Below are 12,841 nucleotides of genomic sequence, written 5' to 3' on the forward strand. Positions count from 1 at the left end.
CGACCGTTAAGCCCTCTAGCGCCGATGGTACTTGGACCGCAGGGTCCTGGGAGAGTAGGACGCCGCCAAGCAAAGAACCACTGCCGATGATGTTCGGTGGTGGTTTTTATTTTGTTCATTTATATGAAAGTATAAAAGACATATCCTATCAAAGCGTAAAGCTCTGACAGCTTCGTTATGGGAAGGTAACATTTTTGTTACGGATGGCAAGGATAAAACCAGTATAATAGGACTATGTTAAATATGCTAAAAGTACCTGACCGAAGAGCTGGATTGTGCAGCTGTGAAAAGGAGGGTGTGTGTGTTAAGTTGGCGGAGAGTAGGACTCCACTCACTTCTGTTGCTTTGTCTGGCAATTGTTCTTGCAGGATGCGGTGAAGCTTCAGGATCTGTATGGATCTCATATGAAGGTGCAGTTAACGAAAAGAGTTTCCCTGTACCCAAAGTAGCGAATAAATCTGACCAGTCCGAAAACAATTCGGATATGGATTATGTTCGATATACGTTGTCTGGAATCAGTGAAAGCACGAGTTTGCCTGAGGTATATCTTAACGAGATTAAAAGTTGGGGTTGGACAGAAAGGCAAGCAAAGCGTTCATCGAATCCATCAAGTAACGTACATGTTTTCTCAAAGGATGGCCATATTGTACAGTTGGCTGTGCATGATGGTTCGTTTACGTTAATGGTTCCCAGAAATGAAACGACTCAGACGACAGTAAAGTCACTGGAAGAAGAGAACTAACGGATTGTATGAAAGCGTACGAGTTAACATTGTGATGTTCTTAAAAGTGAAGTTCTCATCAAAAGCGATGAGGGCTTTTTTTGTTACTACAAGTTGAAGATTCCAGTATGCGGACTCATTTAGATATAAATCACATTGAAGGCTAGAGTGGGTTAGCGGAGCTGAATAATCATTCAGAATGGAGAAGGGGAATACGCCTATTTTTGTGGATAAAAGAGAGGGAAGCAAAAAAAGGTTATCCACAGTGGATAACCTTTTTGAAGAAGGATGGCGAATAGAACGATTTACTGCAAGTAATAAGAGATATCTTGATGATTTAATTTAACAAGACCGTCTTTACGTTCACGCGATAGAATGAGTATTACGTATAGGCGTGGTCCAAGCAACCACAGATGCCAGAATATAAGGGAAAGTGTGAAGGAGACTGGAGACCATAACAGGCACACGGTAATGATACACAATCCAATCCAGCTCATATTCAGATGAACTCGGACAAACATGCGGTAACTAAAGTGCTGATCTGGTATGTAGCCAAACCAAGGCATACGCAGGTTCCAGTGCCAACGCTTGGCATACGAGGTACGAACGAGTAACAATATAGTCCTGGCAATGACATAATGAATCCAGACCGTAATCGGTCCTGCCAGTAGAAAAAAGAAGAGGCCGTTCCAGGAGAAGGCAAGCAGATTAAAGAAGAGCATGATAACGGGCAAACACAGGTAGCTGTATATGACGCTACGAGCGATAGCTTTTTTTTTCAGAAGGCGATACTGATAAAAGGTTGCCTTATTCTCCGGTTCGGCGATCATACGATTTAAAATCCTCCTTCAAATTTACGAGTATGTGATAGAGTGGTGTATACATATGTATGGAGAGATAGAGATGGCTATAAAATAATTCATGTGGCTTACCCGATTTTGTTATCGTTATCATATCTTATATATCGGCTGAAATTCCAAGTTTTTTTAAGGTTATTATATCGTAGTTTGCATCAACATGAACTTGCATGGGGAAATCATGTGTTGTTTCATGAAAAAGAGCGAGGTAGCAGGTCCAAGAATAAAAGTGACTCGGAACATTGGATTGTATATTTTCTGTACAGACACCTATTAAGGGAAAGGCGAATATATATATTTTATAGAAAGAAAGCACTATGAAAATGTTTAAAATAATAGAAACTGTGCAATACTGATAGTAAACGTAAAACAAGGTGGGATGGTTCATGGAAGAACATGCCGAACACACATGTATCATTTGCGAGCAACGGAAGAGAGAAGGCATTTTTATTGTATCTGAATTCATATGTGATGCTTGTGAAGCAGAGATGGTTCACACCGATGCGCAGGATGCGAAGTATAACTTTTTTATTCATCAAATGAAACAGATTTGGGTGCAAAAGAACGCTTAAATAACGTTATATCCTTCACTATGAAGTTAGAAATGCACATGATTAATATTAATGATTATATATGGGCCCACGAGGCCTTTTTTTGTTGGAGAAGGGATTCCCTTGTCTGACATATGCAGAAAGCGTATGCTGAAATAAAGGGTAGAGATGCATGTTTTACGAAAATAACAGTTACAGGATGGATATCTTATGAATGAACATAATACATCAGGTGTAGGAAAAAATAGAGCTCCTCTATATGAAGCGTTGCTTGCATATCGTGATTCGAAGCAACGTTCATTTCATGTCCCGGGACATAAAAATGGACAGGTCTATTACCAATGGATGCAATCGTTTGAGGGAGCGGGAGATGATCTGCAAAAAGGTATAGGGGGAGAGCGGAATTCTGTTGTAACAGATTATGACTTGAAGGGAACAGCTCCATTCAACCATGTTGTACCCGTACGTGCTTATCTAGACATGATGGAGATGGATGTTACAGAGATTACGGGTACGGATGATCTCCACCATCCTGAGGGAGTGATCAAGGAAGCACAGGACTTGGCGGCGGATTGTTTCGGCGCGGAGGAAAGTTTCTTTCTAGTTGGAGGAAGTACAGCAGGCAACCTGTCTTTATTACTAACGATCTGTGATGAGCCAGGAAGTATCGTGCTGGTGCAACGTAATGTACATAAATCGGTTATTCACGGGTTGATGTTAGCTGGCGCAAGGGCAGTATTTCTGGAGCCGTGGGTTGACCCTGAATCTGGACTTGCTGTCATGCCGTCCATTGAGACGGTTCAGGCTGCTGTCCAGAGGTATCCTGAGGCAAAGGGTGTATTTGTCACGTTGCCCAATTATTATGGCATGGGCGCAGATCTGACGCCCATTGCCGAGATTTGCCACGAGGCCGGCATGCCACTACTCGTGGATGAAGCGCATGGCGCGCATTATGGGCAGCATCCGGAGCTGCCTGTATCTGCACTGTCCTGCGGAGCGGACGGTGTAGTGCAGTCGACGCATAAGATGCTGGCCGCATTCACCATGGGAGCCATGTTGCACATTCAGGGACCGCGATTGAACCGGTCCCTGCTTCGGCAACGTCTGGCCATGGTGCAAAGCTCAAGCCCATCCTACCCGGTGATGGCTTCGCTTGATCTATCGCGCCGGCTATTACATGTACACGGCGCCGATGCCTTCACGGCAGGACTTGCCGCCGTGAAAGCATTCAAGCGCGGTCTCGCGGAGCTACCGCGCTTCCAGTTGTTGCAGCCTGCGGATTCGCTGCAACAGGAGCCGGCCTACGGCCATGAAAATCCGGCGGCGATGCCTGGCCGCCAAGGATATACCGCTCAGGACCCATTCAAGGTCGTCATATATGACGACACAGGGGTACTGAGCGGTTATGGGCTGCAGCAACAGCTGGAAGCTTGCGGCTGCGTGCCAGAGATGAGCGACGAACGGTACGTCGTCCTGCTCTTCAGTCTTGGCTCCACATTACAGGATGCGGAGCATGTGTTACAGGCTTTACGGCATATTAACGTTGCCTACAAGCTGGAGCATTCACTGGAATCCAAAGTGTCTGTGAGGACGGATTCCCAAACTCAAATTGACCCTCCAAACTATGTTTCCACGTGGAACAATATAGAAGAACATGAACGCTTATCTGAGCCAGTGGCCTTTTCCCTGCAACCAATCTTAGAGAAGGATATGATCGGAGTTTCAATTGAAGACTGCGCAGGATATCGGTCGGCGGAGATGGTTATTCCATATCCTCCAGGCATTCCACTGGTATATCCCGGCGAGCGAATAAGTCCAAAGGTTGCTGAGCGAATTCGAGTTCTACGCGAAGTAGGGGCCAAGTTTCAGGGGATATCGGATCATACGTATCAAAAATTAAAAGTCATGAAACCTGAGTCATAGGAAAAGCTCTTGCATCTCCCGGAAAGCAGTGGCAATGCTTCATGACAAGGGTGATTAGCCATCCCAAAAATCTTGCCTGTGCATATCAGCAGTTTGAGGAATTTATATGTGATAAGGAAACAACCATAATGATATGCGACAGTAACATTGTCACGTTTATCCCTTGTTCATGTTATGTTGGCTCAGGAGTAGAATCAAGTAATTACAGGATCAAGAGTACTGTTTAATGTTGATTTCACTTTCGATGGCGATATTGTATGGTTGAAAAAGGACTAACGTTTCATGTTGGAGGAAAAGCCACCTTATAGTATGATAGAAAGAAAAACTAGCTTGGTTTATTTTTGTGTTATTAAATGCAGTTGCTGAACAATACACCTCTGGGCGAAGGAAATCATATCTTGAAGCAAGAGGGTCTAGGCACATGCATAATAGCCATGAATGAATACAGCAATGAATACAGAAAGCAGGGAAGCATATGCAGGGCAGAGGTAAATTCATTACGCTGGAAGGAGGAGAGGGTTCAGGGAAAACGACGATGATCGGCAGGATCGGTTCTTATTTTGAAAAACGGGGTATACCTTACGTAGTCACAAGAGAGCCTGGCGGGATTGAGATTGCAGAGAAAATACGTAACATTATCCTGGACCCTCTTCATACGGCGATGGATGCACGAACCGAAGCACTGCTCTATGCTGCCGCACGAAGTCAGCATCTGGCGGAGAAGGTAGAGCCTGCACTGCAAGCTGGCAAAACCGTGATCTGTGATCGGTTTGTAGACAGCAGCCTGGCCTATCAAGGGTATGCTAGGGGCCTCGGAATTGAGGATGTATGGGCAATCAATCGTTTTGCGATTGGGGATCTGATGCCGGACATGACACTTTATCTGGACATTGAGCCAGAACAGGGGCTTGGTCGAATCGAGGCTCATGATGGTCGCGAAGTCAATCGTCTTGATCTGGAGAACCTGGAGTTCCATCGCAAAGTACGTGAAGCGTACTTCTTGCTTCAGAAACAGTTTCCGGAGCGTATCCAAGTTATCGATGCTTCACAGACCCCGGAAGAGGTAGAGAAAGCGATGATTTTGTCGCTAAAAGCCGGGATTTTGAAGGATTTTGACGAGTAATTGTCTAATATATAGACAGGGCATTTTGTTAGAAGTGCTTATTCTAAAGGAGGTTATGCAGGATGAAACTGATTGTTGCGATTATACAGGATAAAGACAGCAACCGATTATCCAGCGCATTGGTCAAAGCGAATTTTCGGGCAACCAAGCTTGCCAGTACCGGTGGATTTTTGAAGGCAGGCAACACGACGTTTATGATCGGTGTCGATGATAGTCAAGTCGAATCCGTTATGAATGTCATTCGCAGCAGCTGTAAGGTTCGTGAACAGCTCGTAACTCCGGTTACACCGATGAGCGGAACGACCGACTCTTACCTGCCGCTACCTGTTGAGGTCCAAGTCGGTGGAGCAACCGTATTTGTTCTTCCAGTAGATCGTTTCGAGCATTTCTAATCCGTTTGCACAGATGAACTCCATGAGTGTTTTTCATTTATCGATAGCATGACTGCATCTTGCATGATGATAACGAAGGATGTAAAAGGACGTATCCGGTATGCATACGTGCCACTTATGGAGCGCCCTTCTTGATGACAAGAACCGGCACACTCTCTCCCAAAGGAAACTTGATTCCACAGTAATATGTTTCTTTTGGGAGAGGCGACTTAGAATACAATCGTAGATAAGAGACTATCTTTCTACCATTATATATACAGTGTATCTCAACAACCCATAAGGTCCATCTTACGCACAGGCGCAATGCGCTCTGTGCTGATGTGCGATTGGCCTAACGATGATAGAAAGCAGGCATGTCCATGAAAATCAATCCTGGATTCAGACCGCTACAGACCGGAATCAATACGAATGATTCAGGCTCAAAGCCGGTTCAATCCAAAAACTTCTCTGATATGATGAATCACCAGGGAGAACGTGCTTCCCAAGCAGAGCTCAACCGCCGATTAAGCGAAATCCAGCTTCAGGGTGATCGTTTGGCTCGATCCATGACGATTCGTGAACTGAAAGCATATAAACAGCTTGTCAAAAGATTTCTGGAAGAGACGGTCCGCCGCGGTGTATCAATGAAAGAGACAAGGGGTTGGGATCGCCGGGGCAGGGGCAAACGATATAAGCTTATTGATGAGATTGACTCGGCTCTATTATCCATGGCAGATGAATTACTGGATACAGAAGAGGGGAAAATCTCTCTTTTGCAACAAGTAGGAGAAATTCGGGGAATGCTTATTAATTTAAGCTTCTGAGGAGGAAGTATGTCTTTTCAACAGATTATGGGCCAGCAGGCAGCCAAGCAGTTGTTACAGAGCAGTTTGAGACGTCAGGCCATCAGTCATGCATATTTGTTTAGCGGTCCATCTGGAAGTGGGCAGTTACAGACAGCAATGGCGTTCGCCAAGGCAATCTTCTGCACAGAGCTTGAGGATGATGCTTGCGGGCAATGTCTTGAATGCCGCAAAGTAGAACACGGAAACCATCCAGACCTGACGATGCTTGCGCCGGATGGAAATAACATTAAAATAGATCAGATTCGGGATTTGCAACGCATTTTCTCTTACCGTTCAGAGGCGGGGCATCCCAAAGTATATATTATAGAGCAAGCTGAGAAAATGACGGTTCAAGCTGCGAACAGCTTGTTGAAGTTTCTGGAGGAACCTCAAGTTCCGGCAGTAGGAATTCTGATTACGGATAATGGACAAGCCATGTTGCCTACCATTCGCTCACGTTCTCAGATGGTGCCGTTCAGTGCACTGAATCCGGAGGAAATGCTTCAATCGTTGATTGAGGAAGGTTATCCTGCGAATCTTGCACGGTCTGCCGTCCATTTAGCGTCAGGATTGGAAGCATGTAGAGAAATTCTCCAGCAGAATTGGTTTGCAGAAATTAGAAACGTAATGTTACAATTAGGGAAGGAGTCCCTGGGCAGAGGAAGTACATCTTTGATCTCGGCTCAGCAGAAGCTTTTCAAAACAGGACTCTCGGAACACCTGGACATGCTGCTTAGTTTGTTCCATTTGTGGTTCAGGGACATGCTGTATGTTCAGTACGGTAGGCATGAACATATCGTTTTTATAGATCAGTTAGACATGCTGTCTCAGTTGGCACATACCCGTAGCACAGAGCAGTGGGTCTCCTATATGGATTTGGCCGCGGCATGCAGAAAAAAATTGCGTTTTAATGTCAATGGCCAGCTTTGTCTGGAGCAATTTTTGATCGGTTTGGCATAAGAGTGGAGGATCGCGTGAGTTCCAATCCTATGCAAACGGTTATAACTTCGGCGGGTTCCCTAAGAAGTCAGGGCTTCAGACGAAGTGGGGTTGGCTTACAAGGGGGTTAATTTTTTGTACAGTGTAGTGGGTGTCCGTTTCAAAAAGGCGGGCAAAATTTATTACTTCGATCCCCTGGACCTTCCCATTGAGAAAGAAAACTGCGTGATCGTGGAAACGGCACGAGGGGTTGAGTATGGTAAGGTTGTCGTGGGCAAGAAGGAAGTGGGCGAGGCCGATGTGGTTTTGCCGCTCAAAAAGGTTATCCGCGTTGCAGGCGATACAGATGCCCGTGTGGTGGATGAGAACAAGCGTGCAGCCAAAGAAGCATTCGGCACTTGTTTAAATAAAATCAGAGACCATGGCCTCAAAATGAAGCTGGTCGATGTAGAATTCACGTTTGATCGCAATAAAATTATTTTTTATTTTACAGCAGAGGGCAGAGTCGATTTCCGCGAGCTGGTCAAAGACCTGGCAAGCATCTTCCGTACACGAATCGAACTGAGACAGATTGGTGTTCGCGATGAAGCAAAAATGCTTGGTGGAATAGGGCCTTGCGGCCGTGTGTTGTGTTGTTCCTCTTGGCTGGGAGATTTTGAGCCTGTGTCTATCAAGATGGCTAAAGATCAGAGCCTGTCACTGAATCCGACGAAAATTTCAGGGTTGTGCGGAAGACTTATGTGCTGTCTGAAATTTGAGCATGATAATTATGAGAGCGTGAGAGAAGAGTTGCCAGCTGTAGGCAAACTGGTCGTCACCTCAATGGGTGAAGGCAAAGTTGTCGGGATTAATGCCGGTAACCGCACGGTGCATGTTCAACTGTTCGACATCAGTAAAGTCAAAGAACTTCCGCTGGATGACGTCGTTATCAAGTAAACCATAAAGGTTGCTTCGGGGTGGAAACTTGGAAAAGAAAAATCTGTTTACGCACATTCATGAAATGGAAACCCAAATGGGTCAGTTGCACGGTGATTTAGCAGAATTAAAAATGATTGTGAAAGAGTTGCTGGAAGATAATCAGCGGCTTACCATCGAAAATGAGCAGTTACGCAAACTGCTTAAGCGTGAAGCGCCAGCAGATCTGCCGATCTCGTCTGCTCTTGCTCCTGTCGCAAGACCTGCAGGTCCAGCTCCAGGTGAAGATGTAGTTGGCGAAGGTTATGATAACCTGGCTCGGCTGTATCATGAAGGATTCCATATCTGCAACGTCTATTACGGACACTTGCGGACGGAAGGCGATTGTCTGTTCTGCCTGTCTTTTTTGAATAAATGAAGTGACCGTAGGGATTCCCTACGGTTTTTTTTCAAGGTTATAAACGTTTAACGTACCGGAGGATGAGAGTACCTTATGACAGACCAAGAAGTATTTTTACAGGATTCAGAGCGGATTGATGATCTGCTCTCTCATAATTTGCGAATAATTCAAAGTGATGAGGTGTTCAGTTTTTCTATGGATGCTGTATTGCTGGCCCGATTTGCTTCTGTTCCGAAACGTGGGCGTGTCCTGGACTTGTGCACAGGAAATGGGGTTGTTCCTATTTTACTGACAACACGTACGCAGGCAAGTCTGGAAGGCATTGAGATTCAGCCACGACTTGCGGATATGGCACGCCGGAGTGTGCAGCTGAATGAATTGGGTGAGTCCATCCATATTCGTGAGGGAGATTTGCGAGAATTGGTTAAAGAAACAGGACATGCAGTATATGATGCCATTACAGTGAATCCCCCATACATGCCGCTGAATGGAAGTGACCTCAAGATGAATACCCATCAGGCGATGGCACGTCATGAAATCGGATGTACCCTTGAGGAAGTCATTCAAGCATGCAATCGTCTTGTGCGCAATGGTGGAAAAGTATCCATGGTTCATAGACCGCAACGTCTCGGTGAGATCATATCATTGATGCGCGAATACAAGCTGGAACCCAAACGTATTCGTATGGTGCATCCGCGTGCTCATCTGGAGGCGAACATGGTGTTAATTGAAGCGATGAAAGATGGCAAGCCAGAGGTACGCATGTTGCCGCCACTTATTGTTTACAATGAACAGGGAAGCTATTGTGATGAAATAATGGAGATCTACTATGGTCAGCAGGATGTTGAACGCTCCAAGGAAGGAGGAAACTAGATGTCTTTACAAGTCCAGAAAAGCTTTAATGAGCAGTCCGAACATACAGGTAAATTATATTTGGTTGGGACACCGATTGGAAACTTGGAGGATATGACATTCCGGGCCATCAAGACTTTACAGGCTTGCGATATTATTGCCGCTGAAGATACTCGTCAGACGCGTAAGTTGCTCACTCATTTTGAGATTACACCTTCGATGCTGTTTAGCTATCATGAGCACAATAAGGGAGCAAGTGGCCCTGAACTGATCCGCTATATAATAGAAGGAAAAAATTTGGCACTGGTCAGCGATGCCGGATTACCGGCTATTTCTGACCCAGGTTCTGATCTGGTAAAGCTCGCGATTGAAGCCGGAATTACGGTCATACCGATTCCTGGTCCGAATGCAGCATTATCTGCTCTGATCGTATCCGGATTACCAACGGAAAGGTTTACCTTCGGTGGTTTTTTGCCACGAGAGAAAAAGGACATGCGTAGGGTACTGGAAGCCTTCAATGAGTCGAATGGTACGTTGCTTTTCTATGAGTCTCCTCACCGGATTCGCAAAACGTTAATGTATCTGGAGGAAATATTGGGCGAACGTTCCATTGTACTGGCTCGTGAGTTGACCAAGCGGCATGAGGAGTTTGTTAGAGGTAGCCTGAAGGAATGTATAGAATGGCTCGAAGAGCACCCGCCTCTAGGTGAATATTGTTTGTTGGTTGAAGGGATCAGGGAAGAGGAACGTAAGGCCGAACGGGAGGCTTGGTGGCAGGTTTTGTCGCTGGAAGAACATGTTGAGCACTATGAAAATGAAGGAAACAGCCGTAAAGATGCGATGAAAAAAACAGCAGCTGATCGAGGTTTGGCAAAACGGGACGTATATAATGCGTTGATTGGGTAGTCTAAAATTTTAAAAATGCCAAAATTAGTTGTAATTACCTTAAAGAGAGATTAAAACCAAGCTTAATATAACCTTAAAATGTAAAAAGAGCAGTGCACCAAAATGTGAAAGATATGTGTCTGCTCTTAAGGTTAGAAAAAAACCTTCCAAGGTGAGATTACACCAGGAAGGCGATAAGGAAATATAAAAAGGTTAGAATTAACGATTTGCATAATTCCAGTATACTTGTTTTTCTTATTTTGCTACAGGTGCAGGGATTTCAGAAATACATTCGTTACAAACGATTTTACCTTTGAAGTAAGTTACGTTCTCAGCGTTACCACAGAAGATACAAGCTGGCTCGTATTTTTTGAGCATGATGCGCTCACCATCAACGTAGATTTCCAAAGCATCTTTTTCGCCAATACCGAGCGTACGACGCAATTCGATTGGAATAACTACCCGTCCCAGTTCATCCACTTTTCTTACAATACCTGTTGATTTCATCATTATAATCAGTGCTCCTCTCAGCTAACTATCATTGTCATTATTCGACATTATTTTATGTTTTATGATACCCATCATACCAACGATTCCCAAAACAGTCAACCTTAAAATTAGCTTAAAATAAAGGGTATTTTTCTTAAGTTTGCTGGTGGTAAGGGATTAAAAGCAATTTTTCGTATTTAAACATCCATGTCAGCTTTGTCGATTTGGAAAACGACAAAAGTGCTTTATTCGACAAAATTCGTCATTCCATGTCGAATTGTTGGTGAAAATTGAAGCTGGACGCGCTATTCTTTATGGCAAGAGAACAATTTCAAAGGAGTGAATTGAAATGGAACATCGTTTGACGGAAGAAAAAGTATTTAAAGATCCGGTACATAATTATATTCATGTGCAAGAACCGATTATATGGCAATTGATCAACACACCTGAATTTCAGAGGCTACGCCGTATTCGTCAATTAGGAACATCTTATCTTACTTTTCACGGGGCAGAGCACAGTCGGTTCTCCCATTCGCTAGGTGTATACGAAATTACCCGAAAAATCATCTCTCAGTTTGAACGAAGCCACTATTCGGACTGGCCCAAGGAAGAAAAGCTGGTGACGTTGTGCGCCGCCTTACTTCATGATCTCGGACATGGACCATTCTCTCATTCCATTGAAGAGGCTTTTGACATGAATCATGAGGATTGGACATGCCGCATTATCAAGGGTGATACCGAAGTAGGGGCGATTCTAAGACGGTATGCTCCTGATTTTGATGAAAAAGTGGCTTCCGTTATCCAGAAGACGTATGATAAACCGATTGTCGTGAACCTGGTAACCAGTCCGCTTGATGCGGACCGAATGGATTACTTGCTTAGGGATGCCTATTTTACAGGAGTAAATTATGGCACGATCGACTTGGATCGTATTCTGCGCATGCTGCGTCCATTTCATGGACGAATCGTAGTCAAAGAGTCTGGTATGCATGCTGTGGAAGACTATCTGATGTCACGATACCAGATGTACTGGCAGATTTACTTCCATCCTGTGACGCGTAGCTCCGAGATTATATTGCGACAAATCTTTAAGCGGGCCAAAGAACTTGTAAAGCAGGGTTTTCCATTCCGTTTCATGGTAGAGCCACTGCCCAAACTGTTTAATGGAGAAGTTTCAGTTAGTGAATATCTGCAGCTTGACGAATCGCTAATTCAAACAGCTTTTATGCAGTGGCGTAAGGAGGACGATTCTGTTCTAAGTGAGTTGTGCGAACGTTTTATGGATCGCAGGTTATATAAATATGTGGAACTTGAACAGATCGACTTGGACATCATTGAAGAGATTCGGGAAGCTTTTGTACAAGCAGGATTGAATCCCGAGTATGATCTTGAAATTGATTTTCCGACGGATAATCCGTATGATGTGTTTCGTCCAGATCAATCCACAGATAAGCAAATTCTTCTGCTCGATCGGCAGGACAAGTTGCATGAGCTGTCAGAGGTTTCTGACATTGTTCGTTCCATCAGTGGACTTCATCTGGGCAAACATCATCTGTACTATCCGCAAAACAAGGTGGATGCCATCCTTCATGAATTACCGTCCCATATACGCCCCTATTTTCTGTAAGCTTGAGTCGATGCAACAGGATGAAACATTTTGATATCAAAAGACTTTCCAAGAGAGCTATTTTACATGATACATTAATCTGCTTTAATGGGGAGGATGTGTAGATCGACATAATTTTGTAATTCGAGTGAGTAATTATACAGTTTCTAACGCCTTTCCTTGCCAGATGTTGATTTGACTTTTTATTTTTCTTCTATATATAGTAGCTTGAGTGCTAAAACTGAAAATACTGAAATTGATGCTTGTCCCAATCATTTAATGATGCAAAAAAATAAATTTGAAATTCAAACGCAAAGAATTCCTGTACAAGAATAAGAGGAGTTCCCATGAACAAATCTTCGGC

The 12,841-nt window shown here is 44.3% G+C and carries 15 protein-coding genes; 13 read left to right on the forward strand and 2 right to left on the reverse strand.

All coding sequences use genetic code 11. The annotated features are described in order from the left end of the window. Nucleotides 1-301: 301 nt before the first annotated feature. Nucleotides 302-742, forward strand: a complete 441-nt coding sequence (locus FS818_RS26845) for a hypothetical protein (RefSeq protein ID WP_145336356.1) — start codon at nt 302-304, stop codon at nt 740-742. Nucleotides 743-1,026: 284 nt separating this feature from the next. On the opposite strand, the gene FS818_RS26850 is transcribed toward FS818_RS26845, so the two are convergent. Beyond that, nucleotides 1,027-1,551: a hypothetical protein gene (locus tag FS818_RS26850; RefSeq protein WP_145336358.1), complete on the reverse strand. Its 525-nt coding sequence runs from the start codon at nt 1,549-1,551 to the stop codon at nt 1,027-1,029. 413 nt (nt 1,552-1,964) lie between these two features. Between FS818_RS26850 and FS818_RS26855 the strand changes: the two genes are divergently transcribed. The 10 genes from FS818_RS26855 to rsmI all read left to right on the forward strand — a co-directional run bounded on the left by FS818_RS26855 (nt 1,965) and on the right by rsmI (nt 10,403). Beyond that, complete coding sequence (locus FS818_RS26855; RefSeq protein WP_090924590.1) at nt 1,965-2,150, forward strand: sigma factor G inhibitor Gin; 186 nt, start codon at nt 1,965-1,967, stop codon at nt 2,148-2,150. 189 nt (nt 2,151-2,339) lie between these two features. Next, nucleotides 2,340-4,052 (forward strand): aminotransferase class I/II-fold pyridoxal phosphate-dependent enzyme, encoded by a 1,713-nt coding sequence (locus FS818_RS26860; RefSeq protein ID WP_145336360.1) that lies wholly within the window; start codon nt 2,340-2,342, stop codon nt 4,050-4,052. Between the two features lie 475 nt (nt 4,053-4,527). After that, on the forward strand, nt 4,528-5,175 hold the full coding sequence (gene tmk / locus FS818_RS26865; RefSeq protein WP_145336362.1) for a dTMP kinase: 648 nt from the start codon (nt 4,528-4,530) through the stop codon (nt 5,173-5,175). 62 nt (nt 5,176-5,237) lie between these two features. After that, nucleotides 5,238-5,567, forward strand: coding sequence for a cyclic-di-AMP receptor (locus tag FS818_RS26870; RefSeq protein ID WP_047914178.1), 330 nt, complete (start codon nt 5,238-5,240; stop codon nt 5,565-5,567). Nucleotides 5,568-5,926: 359 nt separating this feature from the next. After that, nucleotides 5,927-6,370, forward strand: coding sequence for a YaaR family protein (locus tag FS818_RS26875; protein ID WP_090924593.1), 444 nt, complete (start codon nt 5,927-5,929; stop codon nt 6,368-6,370). Between the two features lie 9 nt (nt 6,371-6,379). Beyond that, on the forward strand, nt 6,380-7,351 hold the full coding sequence (gene holB / locus FS818_RS26880; protein ID WP_090924594.1) for a DNA polymerase III subunit delta': 972 nt from the start codon (nt 6,380-6,382) through the stop codon (nt 7,349-7,351). Between the two features lie 114 nt (nt 7,352-7,465). Further along, on the forward strand, nt 7,466-8,266 hold the full coding sequence (locus FS818_RS26885) for a PSP1 domain-containing protein (protein WP_090924595.1): 801 nt from the start codon (nt 7,466-7,468) through the stop codon (nt 8,264-8,266). A gap of 28 nt (nt 8,267-8,294) precedes the next feature. Further along, nucleotides 8,295-8,663, forward strand: a complete 369-nt coding sequence (locus tag FS818_RS26890) for an initiation-control protein YabA (RefSeq protein WP_090924596.1) — start codon at nt 8,295-8,297, stop codon at nt 8,661-8,663. A 75-nt stretch (nt 8,664-8,738) separates the two neighbouring features. Continuing rightward, the gene (locus FS818_RS26895; protein ID WP_145336364.1) at nt 8,739-9,518 is read left to right on the forward strand and encodes a tRNA1(Val) (adenine(37)-N6)-methyltransferase; all 780 of its coding nucleotides are present in this window, start codon (nt 8,739-8,741) and stop codon (nt 9,516-9,518) included. Beyond that, a complete protein-coding gene (gene rsmI, locus FS818_RS26900) occupies nt 9,519-10,403 on the forward strand; it encodes a 16S rRNA (cytidine(1402)-2'-O)-methyltransferase (RefSeq protein ID WP_145336366.1) in 885 nt (294 codons plus the stop codon). Nucleotides 10,404-10,637: 234 nt separating this feature from the next. Here rsmI and FS818_RS26905 read toward each other — a convergent pair whose 3' ends face one another. After that, a complete protein-coding gene (locus tag FS818_RS26905; protein WP_017691383.1) occupies nt 10,638-10,892 on the reverse strand; it encodes an AbrB/MazE/SpoVT family DNA-binding domain-containing protein in 255 nt (84 codons plus the stop codon). A gap of 328 nt (nt 10,893-11,220) precedes the next feature. Here FS818_RS26905 and FS818_RS26910 point away from each other — a divergent pair, with 328 nt between their 5' ends. Together FS818_RS26910 and FS818_RS29010 are read left to right on the forward strand one after the other, a co-directional pair. Next, nucleotides 11,221-12,498 carry an HD domain-containing protein gene (locus tag FS818_RS26910; protein ID WP_145336368.1) on the forward strand — a complete coding sequence of 426 codons (1,278 nt, stop codon included), beginning with the start codon at nt 11,221-11,223 and terminating at the stop codon, nt 12,496-12,498. A gap of 159 nt (nt 12,499-12,657) precedes the next feature. Beyond that, the gene (locus tag FS818_RS29010) at nt 12,658-12,813 is read left to right on the forward strand and encodes a hypothetical protein (protein ID WP_186375614.1); all 156 of its coding nucleotides are present in this window, start codon (nt 12,658-12,660) and stop codon (nt 12,811-12,813) included. Nucleotides 12,814-12,841: the final 28 nt, after the last annotated feature.

The sequence above is a fragment of the Paenibacillus xylanexedens genome (genome assembly GCF_007680605.1).
GTDB lineage: Bacteria > Bacillota > Bacilli > Paenibacillales > Paenibacillaceae > Paenibacillus > Paenibacillus xylanexedens_B.